General features: G+C 73.9%; 15 protein-coding genes and 3 pseudogenes. 1 reads left to right on the top strand and 17 read right to left on the bottom strand.

Going from position 1 to position 18,301, the window contains the following annotated elements; genetic code table 11:
• Positions 1-108 precede the first annotated feature (108 nt).
• The 9 genes and pseudogenes from tgt to POD19_RS01775 form a co-directional block, all read right to left on the bottom strand.
• Positions 109-1,446, bottom strand: a complete 1,338-nt coding sequence (tgt, locus tag POD19_RS01815) for a tRNA guanosine(34) transglycosylase Tgt (RefSeq protein WP_144818574.1) — start codon at positions 1,444-1,446, stop codon at positions 109-111.
• 143 nt (positions 1,447-1,589) lie between these two features.
• A complete protein-coding gene (locus POD19_RS01810) occupies positions 1,590-2,300 on the bottom strand; it encodes a DUF3800 domain-containing protein (protein ID WP_020624828.1) in 711 nt (236 codons plus the stop codon).
• 29 nt (positions 2,301-2,329) lie between these two features.
• Complete coding sequence (locus tag POD19_RS01805; protein WP_205800318.1) at positions 2,330-5,602, bottom strand: type ISP restriction/modification enzyme; 3,273 nt, start codon at positions 5,600-5,602, stop codon at positions 2,330-2,332.
• 200 nt (positions 5,603-5,802) lie between these two features.
• Positions 5,803-6,762: an ornithine cyclodeaminase family protein gene (locus POD19_RS01800; protein WP_020628271.1), complete on the bottom strand. Its 960-nt coding sequence runs from the start codon at positions 6,760-6,762 to the stop codon at positions 5,803-5,805.
• Positions 6,763-6,792: 30 nt separating this feature from the next.
• The gene (locus tag POD19_RS01795) at positions 6,793-7,584 is read right to left on the bottom strand and encodes a glutamine amidotransferase (protein WP_020628272.1); all 792 of its coding nucleotides are present in this window, start codon (positions 7,582-7,584) and stop codon (positions 6,793-6,795) included.
• A gap of 74 nt (positions 7,585-7,658) precedes the next feature.
• Entirely contained in the window at positions 7,659-8,231 is a 573-nt protein-coding gene (locus POD19_RS01790; RefSeq protein WP_144818572.1) for a GNAT family N-acetyltransferase, read from the bottom strand.
• Positions 8,232-8,348: 117 nt separating this feature from the next.
• Positions 8,349-9,247: pseudogene (locus tag POD19_RS01785) on the bottom strand (DUF6707 family protein).
• Positions 9,248-9,249: 2 nt separating this feature from the next.
• On the bottom strand, positions 9,250-9,789 hold the full coding sequence (locus POD19_RS01780) for an NUDIX hydrolase family protein (protein ID WP_036316089.1): 540 nt from the start codon (positions 9,787-9,789) through the stop codon (positions 9,250-9,252).
• A 56-nt stretch (positions 9,790-9,845) separates the two neighbouring features.
• Complete coding sequence (locus POD19_RS01775; protein WP_044659058.1) at positions 9,846-10,973, bottom strand: oxidoreductase; 1,128 nt, start codon at positions 10,971-10,973, stop codon at positions 9,846-9,848.
• A gap of 123 nt (positions 10,974-11,096) precedes the next feature.
• Here POD19_RS01775 and POD19_RS01770 point away from each other — a divergent pair, with 123 nt between their 5' ends.
• Entirely contained in the window at positions 11,097-11,420 is a 324-nt protein-coding gene (locus tag POD19_RS01770; protein ID WP_044659057.1) for a hypothetical protein, read from the top strand.
• A 12-nt stretch (positions 11,421-11,432) separates the two neighbouring features.
• Here POD19_RS01770 and POD19_RS01765 read toward each other — a convergent pair whose 3' ends face one another.
• The 8 genes and pseudogenes from POD19_RS01765 to fabG all read right to left on the bottom strand — a co-directional run bounded on the left by POD19_RS01765 (position 11,433) and on the right by fabG (position 18,283).
• Positions 11,433-13,757 carry a hypothetical protein gene (locus POD19_RS01765; RefSeq protein ID WP_136940049.1) on the bottom strand — a complete coding sequence of 775 codons (2,325 nt, stop codon included), beginning with the start codon at positions 13,755-13,757 and terminating at the stop codon, positions 11,433-11,435.
• Between the two features lie 2 nt (positions 13,758-13,759).
• The gene (locus POD19_RS01760; protein WP_144818570.1) at positions 13,760-14,365 is read right to left on the bottom strand and encodes a DedA family protein; all 606 of its coding nucleotides are present in this window, start codon (positions 14,363-14,365) and stop codon (positions 13,760-13,762) included.
• Positions 14,362-15,411 (bottom strand): pseudouridine synthase, encoded by a 1,050-nt coding sequence (locus POD19_RS01755; protein ID WP_060775809.1) that lies wholly within the window; start codon positions 15,409-15,411, stop codon positions 14,362-14,364. Before POD19_RS01755 ends, POD19_RS01760 begins: the two co-directional genes overlap by 4 nt.
• Positions 15,412-15,467: 56 nt before the next feature.
• Positions 15,468-15,857, bottom strand: coding sequence for an AMP-binding enzyme (locus POD19_RS13005; protein ID WP_228070618.1), 390 nt, complete (start codon positions 15,855-15,857; stop codon positions 15,468-15,470).
• A gap of 69 nt (positions 15,858-15,926) precedes the next feature.
• Positions 15,927-16,493 (bottom strand): annotated as a pseudogene (locus tag POD19_RS13000) (AMP-binding protein); the annotation flags it as partial.
• A gap of 73 nt (positions 16,494-16,566) precedes the next feature.
• Positions 16,567-17,043: pseudogene (locus POD19_RS01745) on the bottom strand (AMP-binding protein); the annotation flags it as partial.
• Positions 17,044-17,128: 85 nt separating this feature from the next.
• The gene (locus POD19_RS01740; protein WP_340309278.1) at positions 17,129-17,506 is read right to left on the bottom strand and encodes a MaoC family dehydratase; all 378 of its coding nucleotides are present in this window, start codon (positions 17,504-17,506) and stop codon (positions 17,129-17,131) included.
• A 21-nt stretch (positions 17,507-17,527) separates the two neighbouring features.
• Positions 17,528-18,283, bottom strand: coding sequence for a 3-oxoacyl-ACP reductase FabG (fabG, locus tag POD19_RS01735; RefSeq protein WP_020625413.1), 756 nt, complete (start codon positions 18,281-18,283; stop codon positions 17,528-17,530).
• Between the last annotated feature and the right edge of the window lie 18 nt (positions 18,284-18,301).

Raw genomic sequence — 18,301 nt, 5'->3', positions numbered from 1 at the left:
CCAGACGAATCGGTCGTGACAGCCCCCTCAGAACAGCAGAAACGTCTGGCTCGCGCCCGTCGCAGCGTGCTGGCTCCCCCCGCAGCGTGCCGGCGCACCCAGCACCCCTCAGCCCTTCGGGGCGTAGTACCGGCCGAGGGTCTCGGCCTTGAGCTCGGCGAGCGTGCCATCCTGCATGGCCGCGCGGATCCGGTCCACGAGCGAGACCGTGAACCGCTCGTTGTGGATGGAGAGGAGCGTGTGCGCCACCATCTCCTTCGCCTTGAACAGGTGCCGCAGGTACGCGCGCGAGTAGTGGGCGCACGTGTAGCAGTCGCACTCGGGGTCCAGCGGCCCGAAGTCGCGGCGGTACTTCGCCCCGGGCAGGTTGTAGCGCCCGTCGCGGGTGTAGAACGCGCCGGTGCGGGCCACACGGGTGGGGGAGACGCAGTCGAAGGTGTCGGCGCCGTTCTCGACGGCGGTGAACAGGTCATCGGGCTCGGAGATGCCGAGCAGGTGGCGCGGCTTGTCCTCGGGCAGCTCCTGCGCGCACCAGCCCACGATGGTCCCGAGGTTCTCCTTCTCCAGGGCCCCGCCGACGCCGTAGCCGTCGAAGCCGGACGTCACGCCGTCGAGCTCCCCCGCGGCCGGGAACTCGGCCCGCATCGCCGCGAGGTCGCGGCAGGCCTTGCGGCGCAGGTCCTCGTACTGGGCGCCCTGGATCACGCCGAACAGCGCTTGGTACGGCCGCGAAGCACGGACCCCGGTGAGGCGGGCGTGCTCGTCGAGGCAGCGCTGGGCCCAGCGGCGGGTGCGCTCGAGCGCCTCCTCCTGGTAGCCGCGGGAGTTGTGCAGGGTGGTCAGCTCGTCGAACGCGAACATGATGTCCGCGCCGAGGTTGTGCTGGATGCCCACGGACACCTCCGGTGTGAACCGGTGCCGGTCCCCGGTGAGGTGGGACTTGAACCAGACGCCGTCGTCGTCGACGTTGGCCAGGCGCTCCTTGCCGGGGGCGACGGCGTCGTCGGCGCCCTGCCCCTCGGGCGCGCCCGGGCCCTTCATGTCGATGACCTTCTTGAAGCCCGAGCCGAGGCTCATCACCTGGAAGCCGCCCGAGTCCGTGAAGGTCGGCCCGGGCCAGTTCATGAACGCGCCGAGGCCGCCGGCCTCGTCCAGGAGGTCGTCACCGGGCTGCAGGTACAGGTGATACGCGTTGGCCAGCAGCGCCTGCGCGCCGAGCTCCGCCATGGACTCGGGCAGCACCGCCTTCACCGAGGCCTGCGTCGCGACGGGGATGAACGCCGGCGTCTGGATCCGCCCGTGCGGCGTGGTGATCACGCCGGTACGCCCGAGCGGGGCGCCGTCCGCGCCGCCGGTCTCCAGCCGGTGCGTCACCTCGAAGCCGAACTGCGAGGGATGCGCGGGGGCCTGCTGGGATGGGGGCGAGGGCGACTCGGGGGAGGGCATAGGTTCAGGGTAGTCATGGAGACGGACGGGCACTGTCCCTGGAGTGGTGGGAGGGGTACGATAGTCAACACGGGACGCGCCGTAAGGCGTCTTCCGTCCAACCGAGCCCCCGCCTCAGTGCGGGGGCTTCGTGTGTCTTTGGGTCAGGGCCGCCATACGTACGAATGCTCGAGTACCGAATCGAGTGAGGCACCGATGTTCTTCATGCGACGCGCCGCCTCCCGGTGATCCTCCTGGATGTGGCGCCTCCGCTGCTCGAAGTAGGTGAGCATATCCACGGCCTGCAGCAAGCGACTGCGGTTGGACGGGCCGAAGTACATCGTGTCCAACAGGTGGTGAAGTTTTCCATCGCTCAGCCCTTGCACGGCTCTCGAACGCATCCGGTGGTACGCGGTCCTGCTGTCCTCGCGGAGGTGGTGGTCGTCGGCGATGACTAGGAGTCCTTCAGAGACCAACCGACTGTGCCGGTGGACGCGGTTGAGGAGATGACTGGAGGCAACGACGTGAGGTTCTGCGGCCTCCCAGCCGCGACGTCGACGGAGTCCGTCGACGTCTACTCCTTGCAGGCCGAACCACGGTGAGTGACGGCAGATGAGTTCCACCGCTTTCTGACTCGCCCACGCCCGTACGCCCGGTTTCAGTTCCGCCCAGCCCTCCTTTCCCTGGAATATGGCATGACCGTGGAACTCAAGACCGGCCGGGACCGAGCCCGGGTGCGCCTCGTGGAGTCGGGCATGCAGAGCATCGAGGTCCCGGTCGATGGAGCGAATCTGCTCAGCGGTGACCACGAGGGCTCCGATGTAGTAGACCCCGTCCTGTTGCTGTTCCGACTCGTCCAGGTAACAGATGCGCATAGGTCTCGCCCCTCCGTCGTCTCCGGCGTTCAGAACATCCCACGCTGCTCGGAACCGGGGTCCCGCTTGATCGTCTTGGGAACCTTCCGTTCGGCCGGGGTCGGTTCGGGGAGTTCGTTCGCCGGGATCAGGTCTCCGGCGAGGATCTCGTCCAGGAGGTCTGCCTGGTCACCGCCCAGTGACACGGTCTCGGTCAGCACTCGGAGCAGATCGAGCAGCTCGTCGTTCCACTCGTCTGCCCACTCGGTGGGGCGGATACGGTCCAGCGGGGTGGCTGCCTTGCCGGCGGCGCGGCCGATGCCGGTGGCCGTCCTGGCGCCGAGCCACTTGTCCAGGATGTTCATGCCGGACACGGCGAAGGCCCTGACCTCCGGACTCACGCCGGTGACGACGCCGTCCCCCACCTTTAGCCGCTGGGTTGCAGGGTCGTAGGACACGGCCCGCGGGGAGGCAGGCAAGGCCGTCACGGGGGCTTCCCAACCCAGGCCAGGAATGCGGGGTACGCGGCCGGCGGGGCGGTCTACACCAGTGAACCGCTCCCCGTAGGTCTGCAGCCACAGCAGACGCTTACCCAGCTCCACGGCACGGGCGAACAGGGCCGGGTCGACCGTCAGCGGCACGCGGACGGGGCTGCCTTCGAGGGCTTCGTCGAACCGCTGGACGTAGGCGTCATGGCCGGCGATGCCCATGACGTAGGCGGCCAGGTCTTCCGGCGTGACCTCTCGGCCGTAGCGCTCCCCCAGCAGCGGGAGCAGCCCGCCGGTGACGTTGGGCTGGGCGGCTTCAGCGTCCCGGTAGAGGGGGATGACGTCCTTGCCGCCGTAGGAGCCGACGAAGTAGTGCAGATCTGGCACCGCCGTCGCCACGGTCACGGCGGGGCCACCGCTGATGCGGGCCGTCTTGGGGGAGACAAAGAACAGCTGGCGGTCCGAGAGCGCCTGCCACAAAGCGGGGCGTTCCAAGTTGATCAATCGAGGATCGTCGAAGGTCCACTGGCGGTCGAAGGAGCGCCACGCCACCCGTGTGATCGGCCGGTGCTCAGCGTCGGCGGGCAGCGCCGCCAAGGGGGTCAGGCCGCTCACGGCGGTGTGGATGGTGCGCCCAGAGTGGCCCGTCACATACTTCTCCGCACGGGCGTCCGCGGACGGGTCAGCCAACAGCTCTCGCCACCGCCGTTGCAGAGTGTCCTGATCCGGGGCCACGGGCCAGGCGCGGTTGTACTTGATCCCGGGCTGCTGCCAGGGGAAGAGGTCCGCCAGGGCGGGCATCGCCGCCCAGTCCTCCCCGCCGCTGGCCGGTGCCAAGGGGTCGCCCGCCCCACCGGGCAGGCACTCCCATGTGCCGTCGTCGGGATCCAACCGGGCCACCTCGTCCAGGGCCGCGAACTTCTCCGCGCGCGTGCCCCGGAAGCGCCGGTAGTACACGGACGCTTCCCGGGCGGCCTTGCCGGTGCGCACCAAGGTCACGATTGCCACCGGGGTCTGGATGTCGAAGACGTTCTCCTCCTGGCGTGCCCCGCGGCCCTCGCCGCCCAGGTCCATCACCCAGATCTCACTGGCCGTCCGACGGGCCAGATCGCGCAGACCCACAAAGGCCGGGCCGGTCAGCCACGAGGACGCCGTGATGAAGGAGATGATCGCCTGGTCCCCGGGGTCCTGCTGGAACGCCTTCCAGATGGCCCACCGCCAGAAATACACGTACAGGTTGTACAGCGAGGCCTGGGCGGAGAAGATCACTCCCTGCTCCTGGGCGGGGCCGATCACGTCGTCGAACAGCGCGTCCTCGCCGTCCCCGTGCTCCACCCAGCCGCCGGTGCCGGAGGTCACCCGGTCATAGGGCGGGTTGCCGATGGCCACGGTGATGCGCCGGTCCCGCTTGATCCGGCGGGCCGCCTCGGCGGCCTCGGCGAGGACCCGCGCGTCGCCGAATAGCCCCTCCGCCATGCCCGCCGAGGGGTCCTCCAGGGTGTCCGTCAGGTACACGCCGATCTCCTCCGCCTGGAAGGCGTGACCCTGCGCCTCAGCGAGCCGCTGGCCGATGCGCAGGTGCGCCACCGAGTATGGGCCGGGCAGCAGCTCGAAGGCCAGCAGGTTCTTCGTGAGGTTCTTGGCCACCTGGGCCACCCCCGCCGGGCCGCGTTCCTCCCGGGCCGCTGCCTCCGCGCGGTCGATGACCGCCAGCGGGTAGGTGCCGGAGCCCGTCGCGGGGTCCAGCGTCACCACCGAGGGGGCACCGAAGCCCAGGGTCTGACCGAAACGTTCCCGCAGCAGCGCGTCCACCACGCGCACCTGGCACTGCACCACACTGATCGGCGTGTAGTAGACACCCGCGCGGTTACGGGCGGCCGGGTCGTAGCGCTGGAGGAAGTCCTCGTAAAACCACAGCCACGGCTCACCACGGGAGTCCGTGGAGCGCTCGATGGCGGCCACGTCCATGCTGGACACCAGCCGCATGATGGCCCCGACCTCCGGGGCGATGTACTCCATGAGCGCCGGGATGCCGATGATCGGTCCGAGGGACGCCGCCAGAACATTGCGGTGGGCCGTCTCCAAGGCGTGCTTGGCCTCCTCGAGCGTCACCACGCCGTCGGCGTTCCGGTCCGCTTGGCCGGAGAGACCGGCGATGGCCATGGAGTAGGCCACCACCTGGGCGACGTCGCCCGCGAACTGGGCGTCCGTGGTCGTGTGGTGCACCGTGTGGTCCCAGGCCGCCTTCGCCTCCCGCACCGAGCGGTAGTTGTTGGACAGGCCTTCCTGGAGGCGCTCTCGAAGGAAGCGGGCCAGCGGGGCCAGGCGGTCCGCGAGCTGGCCCACTCGGGTGATCGGCCGGGGCTGGGCCAGGGTGAACTGTTCCAGGACGGTGCGCAGGCGGTCTGCGTCCCAGCCTGCGACGCCGTCGATGGGCAGGAACGCGGTGTCCACAAGGGAGCCGGAGACATAGAGGGCGATCTCGTCTCCGTTCGAGACGAGCAGCGCGTCCAGCTGGGAGAGCAGGTCCCACTGGCCCTTCTCCCGGCCGCGCCACTTCTCTCCGATGACCGTGTGGCCGGGTGCCTTGAGTTCCACCCATCCGCAGGGGCGACCGTCGATCAGGGCGGCGAAGTCCGGGCGCACGCCGTCGAGCTGGGCCTCTCGCAGCAGGCTGAGGTCCCCAAGCCCGGTGACGGAGGAGAACGCGCGCAGGAACTCGGAGACCGGGACCGTCAGCTGCGCCTCCGGCTCGGCGGAGACCCCGCTCGTGGAGGCGAGCCGCGCGTCACGGGCGTACGTCTCAGCGAGCTGGGCGAGGGGTGCGTCGATCATGTGTCCTGCCTTGCAGTGAAGAGGGTGGCGCGAGTCACTCTATCCAGACGGGGCGTGTTCGACTGGGCCGACACCGCGGAGGCCGGCCTCGCCCCGCTCGTGGCGAGAAATCTGGTCGGGCTCGCCGGCGCCCTCGTCCTCCTCGCCGTCAGCCGCCGGGACACGCCCTCAGTCCGGCAGCTGGACCCGGCCGCCCCGGTTCAGCCCAGCACCTCCCGCGCCACCGCGCTCGCCACCACCAGGTCCTGCCAGGGCATGCCGGTGGTGACGAACAGGGCGGGCGCGCCCTCCCGACGACGCGCGGTCCCGGCCACGAGCTCGGCCAGCGTCACCGTGTCCTCGATCCCGGCGAGGGCGCCGGAGTCGATCGCGAGGGTGACGTCGCCGGCCTCGCGGGCGGCCGAGTCCCGCGACTCCACCGCCACGGTCGCGCGGCGGGCCAGGGCGTCGTCGGTCTCGCGGGCGTCCGTGGTGTGCGAGCCCATCGCCACGACCGTCGCGTGCTCCGGCACGAGCGTCCCGTCGAACAGCGGGGCCGTCGCGGCCGTGCACGTCACCACGACGTCCGCCTCCGCCACGGCTTCCGAGTCCGCGGTGCTCGCGGTCACGCCCAGCTCCGCTTCGATGCGCGCGGCCAGGGCGGCGGCCCGGTCGGCGTCGCGGCCCACCACGGACACCCGCTCCAGCCCGAACACGTCCTGGAACGTGAGCGCGTGCTCCCACGCCTGCACGCCCGTGCCGAACACGACCAGGTGCCGGGGCGAGGCGTCCGCGAGCAGCCGCACCCCGAGCGTGGACACCGCGGAGGTGCGCAGGCCCGTGAGCTCGACGCCGTCCAGCACGGCCCGCGGGGCCTGGCCGGGGGCGCCCGGGGCGCCGAACAGCACGTAGACGCCCTGGATGACGGGCAGTCCGCGCTCCGGGTTGTCCGGCGTGAGGGTGACCAGCTTGGTGCCGACCTCGGTCCCGCGCGTCGAGGGCATCTGCAGCAGCTGCCCGGCGGCGGTGGCCACGCGGGTGCGGGGGGCGTCGGCCTCCGGGTCCAGGCCGGCGGCGAGGGCCGCCTCCAGCGCGTCGACGGCGGCGCGCGGGCTCAGGGCGGCGCGCACGGCGGGGCCGTCGATCCAGGGCAGGGAAGCGGTGGCGCGGTGCGTGTCCATGCGGCCACGCTACGGGGTGGGCCGGGCGGCTCAGCCGAACAGCGTGCGGAAGTTCGCCAGGATCCGGCGCGGGTGCTCGGGGTCGACGGCGGCCAGCCCCGCCACCGTGGGCTCGTACTCGCCCGGGGCGAAGTACCCGTGGTCGCAGTAGATCTCGAGGCGCTCGAGGATCCCGGCCTGGTCCAGCTCCGGGTGGAACTGGGTGGCGTACTGGCGGGTGCCGAGCCGGAACATCTGCACGGGACAGTCGGCGCCCGCGGCGAGCAGCACCGCGCCGGGCGGCAGCGCGCTCATCGCCTCCTTGTGGCCCACGTACGCCGCGAACGTGCGCGGCACCCCGGCCAGCAGCGGATCGGCGACGCCCTCGTCGGTGAGCGTGACCTCGACGGGCGCGGCCGACTCGCCATGGGCGTTGTCCACGACGCCGCCGGCGTGCCGGCCCAGTGTGCCGACGCCGTAGCAGCAGCCGAGGAACGGCAGGTCTCGGCGCCGGACGACGTCGAGCATCCGCCCCAGCTCCGCCTCCACGGCGCGCTGCACGGGGGACTTGGTCTCCTCGGGATCGGTGCCCGTGAACGGGCTGCCGGGCAGGATCACGGCGGCGACGTCCGCGAGCTCCGCCTCCCAGTCCAGGCCGTCGGCCGCGGCCGGCTGCTGCACCGCGCGGTCCAGGCGCAGCACGCGCAGCCGGCCCTCCGAGTAGCCGCCGAGCCGCTCGACGGCCTCGACCTCGGCGGCCGCGGCGTCGTCCTCGGGGCGTGTCTGGACGAGGAGGAACGGCCGAGGGTGCGGGCTCGGGACGGCGCCGGTCGGGGTGGTCATCTCGGCAGACTAGCGGGGCATCGGGCCGGGAGGGCGTGACGGCGTCGTGGGGCGTCGTCGGGGGCGGGTCGCGGTCAGCGGTCGGCCCAGGGGCGGGCGTCGGAGGCCCACGGCAGGGGACGGACGCGTTCCTCGGGCAGCGGGTCCGCGGCCAGCCGGCCGTAGAGGTGCACGTCGAGCCGCCGCCCGCCCGCGCGGAGGCGGCCGCGCTGCGTGCCTTCGTGACGGAGCCCGGCGGCCCGGGCGACGGCCCCCGCCGTCGGGCTGTCCGCCCGGTGGGCCAGTTCGATCCGCTCGAGGCCGCCCTCGGCCAGCTCGGCGTCCGTCACGGTGGTCGCCGCGCGCGACATGATCGCGTCCCCGCGCCAGCCCTGATGCAGCCAGGCGGTGAGCGCGCCGGTGCCGTGCGCCTCGTCGCGCACGACGGCGACCAGGCCGATCAGCGTGTCCGTCCCGCGCTCCACCACGGCGACGGCGTCCGTCCCCTCCGCCTGGACCAGTCCGTCGACGTAGGCGCGGGCGGAGGCGTCGTCGGTGACCTCTGCGGGATCGGCCATGCCGACGGTGCCCGCGTGGAAGGCCGCCAGGACGGCGGGCGCGTCCGTGGCGCGGAGGGGGCGGAGCTGGGCGGGTGCGGAGCCGGTCATGCCGGGAGCATAGCCCCGGCAGGGGCTGGAGAGTGAGGTGCGCCACACGAGCCGGACCCCGGAGGGCGTGTCACCGGGGACGGGGCCGGCTCCCGACGCCCGTCCCGCGGCTGGGCCTCACCGGCGCGTGGCGGCCTTCGCCTCGAGCTCGTCGGCGAGGGTGCGCAGCGTGCCGAGCTCCCGGGCGATCCGGGAATCCAGGTCGGCGTCCGTGAGCGTCTCCGAGCCGCCGCGGGCGCGCAGGTAGAGCAGCTGGTCGAACCGGGCGCGGCGCCACTGATACTCGGCCTCGGCGTCGCGGGCCTGCAGGGCGCGGGAGATCTCCCGGTCGTAGAGCGGCGGCTCGTTGAGCTGGCGTTGGCGCACCTCGAGCACCCGGGCCGCCCGGCCCGGCTCGGAGGGGACCTCGTCCGCCTCGAGCAGGCGCCGGCCGAGGTTGGCGGCGGCGATGTGCTCGCCCTCCTCGCGCAGGATCAGCGACGCCAGGGACAGCGCGGCCTGGATGGACTTCCACCGCCCCACGGCCCCGTCCCACGGCAGGTTCGTCAGCAGACCCAGGGTAGCGAGCGTGCCCTCGGTGTCCTCGTGCAGCAGGTAGAGCCGCTCGGCCATGCCGAACACGTCCTCCAGCTGGGAGCCGGAGCGCAGGTTCAACCCGTGCGAGAGCCGGGCCGCGGTGGCGGTCAGCTCGGTGTCCTCGAGGTGGCGCTTGCCGACGGCGACGATCCGCTCCTCGGGGAGCCCGCGTCCACGGGGGAGAAGGTGGTGTCCGGGACGGCCCTGCGCTCCTCCGGGCGGTCCGTGCGGACCCGGATCACGGAGCCGTGGGCGATCTTGACCTCGCGGCCGCCCTCGAGGGTGGCGATCACGAGCGCGGGGGTGCCGAAGTCGTCCCGCATCACCCGGGTCGAGGCCACCGGCGGGGCGGGCTCGCCGCGGCGGGTCAGGAAGCTGTCCCCGGGCTGCACGTCCTGGGACTTCAGATGGCGGAGGTAGCCGCCGACGACCGGTGCCATGCTCAGCGCCCCCATCCCACGTGGGCGAGGGCCTGGCGCACCAGGTCCCCGCGGCCGCCGATGAACTCGGCCTGGATGTCCTCGCCGAGGGCCTCCTCGGGGGTGAGCCAGGTCAGCTCGAGCGCGTTCTGGCGCGGCTGGCACTCACCCGTCACCGGCACCACGTAGACCAGGGCCACGGCGTGCTGGCGGTCGTCCGTCAGCCCGGTCTCGGACGGCGCCGGGAAGTACTCGGCGACGGTGCAGGGGACCACCGACGGCGGCAGCTGCGGGAAGGCGAGCGGGCCGAGGTCCTTCTCCAGGTGGCGCATCAGCGCGGCGCGGATGGTCTCCCGATACTGGACACGGCCGGAGACGAACGTCCGCTGGAACGTACCGGTCTCGTCCGCCACGTAGAGCAGGCCGATCTCGGTGACGTAGCCGAGGGAGTCCAGCCGCACCGGGATGGCCTCCACATACACCATGGGCAGCCGGCGCCGGGCCTCGTAGAGGTCCTCGTCGGACAGCCAGCCCGGATTCGGGTCGGGGGTGCGCACGCTCATGGTTCTGTTCTACCGGAGTTCCGCGCCGGGGGCACACCGGGTCCCGCGTGTTCCGCTCACCACTTGGCTCGGAAGTACTGCCGGGCCATCGGCACCTGCTCCGAGGGGACGTCGAGCGCGAGGGCGGCCGCGGTCGGCCAGTTCGGGTTCGCCAGGGCGGCGCGGCCCACGCAGACGGCGTCGGCGCGGTCCTCGTCCACCACGGCCGCGACCTCCTCGGCGCCGGTCAGCGAGCCGACGGCGGACACCACGATCCCCTCGGTGCCCTCCTTCACGGCGGTGGCCAGCGGCACCTGATAGCCCGGGCCCTGGGGGCCCTCGTAGGTGTCGCCGATGCCCGCGGAGGACAGGTCGAACCAGTGCACGTGCCCCTGCAGCTCCTGCGCCAGGCGGACGGTCTCCTCGATGCTCCAGCCGCCCTCGATCCAGTCCGAGCCGGAGATGCGGATGCCGAGGACCTTGTCCGCGGGCCACACCTCGCGCACGGCCGCCACGACCTCCTTGAGGAAGCGGGTGCGGCCCTCGAAGTCCCCGCCGTACTCGTCGGTCCGGGTGTTGGTCAGCGGCGAGAGGAACTGGTGGATGAGGTAGCCGTGGGCGGCGTGCAGCTGCACGGCGCCGAAGCCGGCACGGTCGGCGCGCTCGGCGGCGTCGGCGAAGGCCTGGACGGTCTCCCGGATCTCGTCCACCCGCATCGCGTGGGTGCGGATCTCCATGGAGTTGGTGGCCACGCCGGAGGGGGAGAGGGTCTCCCAGGAGTCGGGGCCCTCGAGGATCGGCTGCCCGGCGGGCGCGCCCGGGTGCATGGGGACGGTGGAGGCCTTGGCGCCGGCGTGGCCGAGCTGGATGGCGGGCAGGGCGCCCTCGGAGGCGATGTACTCGGCGATCGGCGCCCACGCGTCCCGCTGCTCGTCGTTCCACAGGCCGGTGTCCCACGGGGAGATGCGCCCCTCGGGTGTGACGGCGGTGGCCTCGGCCACCACGATCCCGAAGCCGCCGGCCGCGCGGGCGCCCAGGTGCTGGAACTGCCAGCCGTGCGGGACGCCGTCGCGCGCCTCGCACGAGTACTGGCACATCGGCGGCAGGATCAGGCGATTGCGCACGCGCACGCCGTTGATCTCGATCGGTTCGAAGATCGCGGGCACGGCGGGGGCGTCGGTCTGCGGGGTGGCGGTCTGAGTCATGCGCCCCACCCTACGAGCGGGTCCGGACACGGGAGGGCACGCGTCCGCGGCGGGCGGAAGGGGCCCGGCCCGTGCGACGAGGGAAGTCGTCACCGTTGCTGCGGCCACCCCTACCCTGGGCCCATGCCCTCCTACCGTGCCCGCCTGCAGATCGGCGACCTCCTGCCCGGCCACCGGCCCGACGAGGTCATGGACCTGGCCGAGGCGGCCGTCCAGGCCTCGCACGTGCTCGCGGCCAAGGACATCGAGGTCGTGGCGCGCGTCCCGCGGATCGTGCTGCGCTTCACGGTGCACGGCTCGCACCGGGCCGGCGAGGACGCCGAGGCCGCCGAGGTGGCGCGGCGGATGGCGGAGGCGGTGTCCGGCGTCGCCGTGACGGGCCGGCTGGACGTGCTCCGGCGCGACGGCGGTCGGTGGGTCCCGGTGCCCGCTGGGCCCGGGCGCTGAACGGGGCCGGGCTCAGGCGCCGGCCGGGTGCGGCCGGCGGGCGGCGTCGCGCTCGATCTGGCGGGCCCAGGAGCGGCGCACGGCCGCGGCCGTGACCAGCAGGAGCGCCCCGAAGGCGGCCGCGAGACCCACCCATGCGCTCTGCTGCGCCCCGAGCGGGCTGGGCAGCAGGCGGGGCAGGGCGAGGCAGAGCAGGGTCCAGGCCATGCCCAGGGCCACACCCAGGCGGCCGCGCCCACCGAGCACGAGGCGCAGGGCCGCCAGCAGCAGGGCCATCAGCACCAGCAGGGCGAGCAGCTCGGTCGGGAACCAGTCGACGTGCACGCCCCAGGCGTGGAGGGCGGCGCCCACCGCAGTGGGCGCGCCGGCGAGGAGGGTGCCCAGCAGCACGCCGAGCGCGCCGTCCTCGGCCACCCGTGCGAGGCGGCGGGCCGCCGGGCGGGCGCCGAGCCGCCGGACCACACGGAGCATGAGGACCAGGGCGAGCAGCCACGGGACGACGTCGAGGCCCCCGGGGGCCAGGACGGCCAGGGGGAACCACAGCGCCAGCGCCAGCAGGGTCCCCGCGACCGCGCCCCGGATGCGGCGGTGCCGCGGCGACGCGCCCTGGCCAGGCCCCCACTGCCGGAGCACGTACATCCCGGTCAGCAGCCACAGCACCGGCCAGATCGCCGGGTGCAGCGGGGACAGCCCGAACACGCTCGCGCCGGGGCCGTGTCGGCCGTCGGCGGTGAGCGGGTACGCGCCGGCATCGAGGGCGCCGAGCCCCGGGACGCGGCCGGCCAGACCGAGGCCCCACGCACCGGAGAGCACGAACAGCGCCCACGCGACGGTCAGCAGCGTCTGGCCGCGCCGGTCCGCGCGGGTCGGTGAGCCGGCCGGCTCCTCGGGCGGGGCGGGGGTGTAGCCGGGGATCAGGGGAAGGGCGCCCGTGACCGGCCCCGCCGAGGAGTGGGCGGTGGCCTCGGCCTGGACTGCCTGCGCCTTCGTGGAGAGCCGCTGCCGCCGCCGCCACTCGGGCAGGGCCACCCGGGCCCGGGCGAACAGCTCCTCATCGGTGAGCCGCTCCTCCGGGTCGGACAGCAGCGGCCGGTCGGCGGCGGCCGGGAAGACCTCGGGGCCCTCGAGCTCGCGCGCAGCCCGGGCGAGCGCGCGGGACTCCCGCTCCTCGTGCTCGCGACGGCGGCGGGCGGCGTCCTCCGCCGCACGGCGCTCGGCCTCCCGGGCGCGGTCCTCGAGGAGCCGGGCCTGGGCGAGGGCGCGTTCGGCGTGCAGCACGGTGTGGGCGCGGACGCGTGCGGCCTGGCGACGACGTCGCTCGGCCTCGAGGCGGGCGGCCTCCTCCGCCTCGCGACGGCGCCGCTCGGCCTCCTCGGCCCGACGGCGCCGCTCGGCCTCGACGCGTTCGGCCTCGAGGCGACGGCGTTCGGCCTCGGCCGCCTGCCGACGGCGCTCCGCCTCCGCCTCCGCCTCGAGCCGCAGCCGCTCCCGCTCGGCGAGCGCGGCCTCCTCGCGGGCCCGCCGCTCTGCCTGCACTCGGGCGCGCTCGGCGGCGACCTCCGCCTCCCGGCGGCGCCGTTCCTCCCGCTCCCGGCGGCGGGCCTCCGCCTCGACGGCGGCACGGGCCTTCTCCTCGGCCGCCACCCGACGGCGCCGATCGGCTTCACGCCGACGGCGCTGCTTCTCCTCCTCGCGGCGGCGGCGGGCCACCCGCGCGGCCTGGGCCCGGCGGGCCTCCTCGTCGAGGCGGGCCTGGAGGGCGGCGGCGTCGCGAGCCTGGGCGGCATCGCGGGCCTGGGCCGCGGCGGCGGCCTCGGCGACGAGCCGCTCGTGCTCGGCGGCCCGGCGACGGGCGGCCTCGGCGGCGCGCTCCCGGCCGGCTCGCAGGCGCTCCTCGGCTGCAGCGCGGCGACGTGCGGCCTCCGCGGCCTTCTCCGGGTCCCGCCCCGGGGCGGGGAGGATGCGCTCGACCGTGCCGACGAGCGGATCGGCGAAACGGGCGAGGTCCGGGCTGCCGAGGCGGTCCAGGATCTCGCTGAGGTCCCGGCGTGGGCGCTGTTCGGCGGGAGCGCCCGGAGTGCGCAGGCGGTCCATGGCGCGGTGCACGTCCGCGCGGCGGTCCTCGCGCACGCGGCGCTCGGCGGCGGTCTCGGGTCGGCCCGAGCGCAGGGCGCGCTCGTGACGGCGCAGATCGCGGCGGGAGATCTCCCCGGGCGCGGCCAGGGCGCGGCGGGGGCGCGCGGCGGGGGCACGCGTCGCGTCGTCGTCGGGACGGGGCGCCGAGGCGCCCCGGAGGCGCTCGAGGGCGGCGCGGGACTCGGAGGACGCGTCCTGCATGCTCACCCCTTCCGGCCCCGGCGACGGTGGGCCATGATCCCCGCGATCATCAACCCTGCAAGGGTACCGAACACCATGCCGACCACCGCGGACGCCCACCACGGCAGGCCGGTGGCCCGGCCGGTGATGCAGCCGAGCCCCACCATGGACCCGGACCACGCGAGCGAGCCTGCCCCGGACAGCCACAGGAACACGGGCCAGCGGATCCCGCCGATCCCGGCCGCCGCCATCGACGCCGTCCGCCCGCCCGAGACGAACCGCAGCACGGACAGCCCCGCCAGGCTGCCCGCCGGGCCCACCCGCACCAGCAGGCTCCGGATCCCCCGGTGGATCCGCCGCCACCACGCCCAGCGGTCCAGGCGGTCGGCGAGGCCGTGGCGGAACAGCGCGTAGAGGCCGACGTCCCCGGCCCAGCAGCCCAGCCACGCCGCCAGCACCGCGGCCACGGGGGAGACCCGGCCCTCGGCCGCGAGCGCCCCCGAGCCGATGACCACCACCTCCGACGGGACGGGCGGGATCGGGGCGTCCAGGGCCACGAGGAGCGCGGTGAGCGGGTGGAACCACGCTCCGAGCGCGTCCATCAGGGCGGCCGGGTCCCCGCCTGTCACCGCGGTCGCTCCTGCAGCTCGGCGGGGGAGGTGAACTCCCGCTCCTCGCCCGTCACCGGGTCCGTGAAGCGCAGCGACCGGGAGAGCAGCTGCAGGGGCCGTGTGACGTCGTCCGGGGCGAGGTCGAGCAGGTCCGGGTAGAACGGGTCGAACGCGATGCCCAGGCCCAGGGCGGCCAGGTGGATGCGCAGCTGGTGGGTGCGCCCCGTGCGCGGGGTGAGCCGCAGGTGCGCCACGCGCCGCCCCGCCAGCGTCCCGGCGGAGACGCCGACGCCCAGCAGCTCCACCCGGGACTCGGCGTTCGCCCCGGCGTGGGGCCGGTTCGACCGCCGGATCCGCACCGGCGCGCCCGCCCGGCGTCCCGAGGCGGCCGGCGGGATCTCCTCCACCACGGAGCGCAGGATCCCCTTGTCCTTTCGGATCCGGCTGCGCACGGTCAGCGGGAACCGCCCCAGGACGGGGTCCGCCGGGGCGCCGGGGCGACGGGCGCCGTCGTCGGGGGCCTCCGGCAGGAGCACCACGGCCTCGTAGGTCTTGGCCACGGCCCGCCGCTCGAAGAGCAGGTGGTAGGCGCCGCGGGTGGCCGGGTTCGCGGAGAACATCACGACGCCGGCCGTCGCCCGGTCGAGCCGGTGCAGGGGCACGAGGTCATCGAGGCCGAGCTCGTTGCGCAGCCGCACCAGCGCGGTCTCCTGGACGAAGCGGCCGCCCGGGGTGGTGGGCAGGAAGTGCGGCTTGTGGATGACCACGAGGTGCTCGTCGCGGTGCAGGAGCGTGTGCGTCACGGGCAGCGGGGCCTCGTCGGGGACGTCCCGGTAGTACCAGAGGTCGTCGTGCACGCCGAGCGGCGTGTCCGCCGGGATGGGGGCGCCGTCCGCGGCCACGACCTGCCCGGAGGCGAAGCGCCGCCGGATGCCGTCCGGGTCCACGTGGCCGAAGCGGTCCAGGACGTACTCCTGGACGGACGCCCAGGGTCCGGAGGCGGGCAGGCGCAGGCGGGTCGCGTTGACGCCGTTACGCAGGGGAAGGGGGGAGGGGACGGCCACGTTCCCGATTCTCCCAGGAGGGGAGGACAGGGAAGCGCGGCCGTCGTCGCGGGCGGCTACGGCGTCGCGGAGTGCGACTCGGGGGAGGCCGGCTCGGCCAGCGTGGTCGCCAGGTCCCGCTTGCGGATCTTGCCGGTGGCGGTCTTGGGGAGGCTGTCCACCACGACCACCTCGCGCGGGTACTTGTACGCCGCCAGGGAGACCTTGGCGTGCTCGATGACCCCCGCCGGGGTCACGCTCATGCCCGGCCGGGTGCTCACGACCGCCACCACCTCGCTGCCGAGGGAGGGGTGCGGACGCCCCACCACGGCCACCTCGGAGACCGCCGGGTGCGTGGCGATGACCTCCTCCACCTCGCGGGGGTACACGTTGTACCCGCCGCGGAGGATGAGCTCCTTCTTGCGGTCCACCACGTAGATGAACCCGTCCTCGTCCCGGTACCCCATGTCCCCGGTGCGCAGCCACCCGTCCACGAGGGTGGCCGCCGTGGCCTCGGGGTTGCGGTAGTAGCCCTTCATGATGGTGGGGCCGCGGAAGAGCAGCTCCCCCACCTGGTCCTCCCCGGGGCCGAGCAGGTGTCCCTCCGCGTCCACCACGCGGCACTCGGTGCCCCACAGCGGCTTGCCGATGGACATGACGCGGCGCTCCTCCCGGGAGACGTTCACCGCCACCGAGCTGGTCGACTCGGAGAGGCCGTACCCCTCCAGGATGGTCGCCCGCGGGAACTTCGCCTCGAAGCGCCGCAGCACCTCCTGGGGCAGGGCCGAGCCTCCGGAGACCACCTGGCTCACGGACGAGAGGTCCCGCCCGGTGTCGGGGTCCTCCACCATGCCGATCAGCATGGTCGGCACGGCGGAGATGCGGGTGATCCCGTGGCGCTCCACCAGGTCGAGCGCGGCGGCGGCGTCGAAGCGGGGGAGCAGGACCATGGTGCAGGCGTGGCGGACGCAGATGTTCAGCACGCTCGTGAGCCCGTACACGTGGAAGAAGGGCAGCACGGCCAGGACCACGTCGTCGGGCCGGATCGGGATGCGCGCGCCGGAGACCGTCGTGTTCATGTAGATGCCGAAGTGGGTGAGCTCGGCGCCTTTGGGGGGGGCCGGTCGTGCCGCTCGTGTAGATGATCACCGCGGTGTCGTCGGCCTGGGTGGGGGCCATGTCCACCGAGGGGCCGGGGGCCAGCAGCTCCGCGAAGTCCCGGGTCCCCGCGGGCCGCTCCCCGGCGCCCGTGGAGACCACGTACACCGTCGGACCGCCGTCGGACCCGCCCGCCTGGGCCGCGCCCTTGACCGCCGCCTCGGCCGCCGTATCCACGGTGATGAGCACGGCCGTGTCCGAGTCGGACAGGTGATGGGCGATCTCGCGCGGCGTCAGCAGGGGGTTGAGGGGGACCATGACGAAGCCGGCACGGACGAGGCCGAAGTAGGCGAACAGGAACTGCGGGATGTCCGGGAGCTGCACCGCCACCGAGGTGCCCGGGGCCAGGCCCAGCCCGCTGAGGTTCGCGGCCACCAGGTCGGCGGCGGCGTCCACCTCCGCGTAGATCCAGGCACGGTCGCCCAGGATCACGCAGGGGCGGTCCGGGTGCTCGGCGGCGCTCTCGCGCAGGAGCACGGAGATGTTGAACGTCATGACGCGTCCTTTCCCGGGCGGAGGAGGAAGAGCGAGTCCGACACGCAGGCCGGCTTCGCCACTCCCTCGATCTCCACGGTGGTGGTCACCATGGCCAGCGCCCCCTGGGGGCCGCGGTCCAGGCGGGTGAGCTCGGCGCCGGCGCGGATGCGCGCGCCGACGGGGGTCGGATGGGGAAGCGGACCCGGTCCGATCCGTAGTTGACGACCATGGCCATCCCCTCCACCCGGTAGATCTCCCGCACCATCGAGGGCAGCAGCGCGAGGGTGAGGAAGCCGTGGGCGACCGTCGAGCCGAAGGGTCCCCGGGCCGCCCGCTCGGGGTCCACGTGGATCCACTGGTGGTCGTCGGTCGTGTCCGCGAACAGGTCCACCTGCTCCTGGGTGACGGTGCGCCAGCGGCTGTGGCCCAGGTGGGTGCCCACGGCCCGCTCGAACTCGTCCAGTCCGTCGAAGGTCTGCATGGCGTTCTCCTCGTGGGGGGCTCAGGCCTTGGGTCCGCCGGCCACGTAGAGGACCTGGCCCGAGATGAAGGAGGCCTCCTGGCGGGCGAAGAAGGAGGCCGCGGCGGCGATGTCCTCGGGGGTGCCGGTGCGGGCGACGGGGATCTGCTCCGCCGCCTTGGCCACGTACGTCTCGTAGGGGACGCCGATCCGCTCGGCGGTGGCCCGGGTCATGTCCGTCTCGATCAGGCCCGGCGCGATGGCGTTCACCGTGATCCCGAAGCGGCCCAGCTCGATAGCGACGGACTTGGTGAAGCCCTGGATCCCGGCCTTGGCCGCGGCGTAGTTCGCCTGCCCCCGGTTGCCCAGCGCGGACGTGGAGGAGATGTTCACGATCCGCCCCCACCCCTGCTCCGTCATATGGCGCTGGGCGGCGCGGGTCATGAGGAAGTGCCCGCGCAGGTGCACGTCCATCACCGTGTCCCAGTCCTGGGCGCTCATCTTGAACAGCAGGTTGTCCCGGAGCACGCCCGCGTTGTTGATCAGCACGGCGGGCGCACCCAGCTCGGCGACGACGGCGTCCATCACCTGGGCGACCGACTCCTCCCGGGCGACGTCGGCGGCGAAGGCGCGGGCCGTCCCGCCGGCCTCCTCGATCTGCCCGACGACGTCGGCGCACGCCTCGGCCGAGAGGTCGACGGCGGCGACGGCGAAGCCGTCCTCCGCCATGCGTCGGGCCAGGGCGGCGCCGATGCCGCGCGCGGCTCCGGTGACGACGGCGATGCGGGGCTCGGTCATGGGGTTCCTCCGGGAGGG

The organism is Micrococcus sp. GPGPB33, assembly GCF_037853785.1.
GTDB classification, from domain to species: domain Bacteria; phylum Actinomycetota; class Actinomycetes; order Actinomycetales; family Micrococcaceae; genus Micrococcus; species Micrococcus luteus.
Note: the sequence above shows the minus strand (reverse complement) of the source record. Positions and strands in the feature narration are given on the sequence as shown.

Excerpts from the sequence above, each read along its gene's own strand:
- POD19_RS01795 (WP_020628272.1), bottom strand. The coding sequence starts at position 7,584 with ATGACCACCCCGACCGGCGCCGTCCCGAGCCCGCACCCTCGGCCGTTC.
- POD19_RS01790 (WP_144818572.1), bottom strand. The coding sequence starts at position 8,231 with ATGACCGGCTCCGCACCCGCCCAGCTCCGCCCCCTCCGCGCCACGGAC.
- fabG (WP_020625413.1), bottom strand. The coding sequence starts at position 18,283 with ATGACCGAGCCCCGCATCGCCGTCGTCACCGGAGCCGCGCGCGGCATC.
- POD19_RS13005 (WP_228070618.1), bottom strand. The coding sequence starts at position 15,857 with ATGGGGTACCGGGACGAGGACGGGTTCATCTACGTGGTGGACCGCAAG.
- tgt (WP_144818574.1), bottom strand. The coding sequence starts at position 1,446 with ATGCCCTCCCCCGAGTCGCCCTCGCCCCCATCCCAGCAGGCCCCCGCG.
- POD19_RS01740 (WP_340309278.1), bottom strand. The coding sequence starts at position 17,506 with ATGCAGACCTTCGACGGACTGGACGAGTTCGAGCGGGCCGTGGGCACC.
- POD19_RS01765 (WP_136940049.1), bottom strand. The coding sequence starts at position 13,757 with ATGCAGGACGCGTCCTCCGAGTCCCGCGCCGCCCTCGAGCGCCTCCGG.
- POD19_RS01805 (WP_205800318.1), bottom strand. The coding sequence starts at position 5,602 with ATGATCGACGCACCCCTCGCCCAGCTCGCTGAGACGTACGCCCGTGAC.
- POD19_RS01800 (WP_020628271.1), bottom strand. The coding sequence starts at position 6,762 with ATGGACACGCACCGCGCCACCGCTTCCCTGCCCTGGATCGACGGCCCC.
- POD19_RS01775 (WP_044659058.1), bottom strand. The coding sequence starts at position 10,973 with ATGACTCAGACCGCCACCCCGCAGACCGACGCCCCCGCCGTGCCCGCG.
- POD19_RS01780 (WP_036316089.1), bottom strand. The coding sequence starts at position 9,789 with ATGAGCGTGCGCACCCCCGACCCGAATCCGGGCTGGCTGTCCGACGAG.
- POD19_RS01810 (WP_020624828.1), bottom strand. The coding sequence starts at position 2,300 with ATGCGCATCTGTTACCTGGACGAGTCGGAACAGCAACAGGACGGGGTC.
- POD19_RS01770 (WP_044659057.1), top strand. The coding sequence starts at position 11,097 with ATGCCCTCCTACCGTGCCCGCCTGCAGATCGGCGACCTCCTGCCCGGC.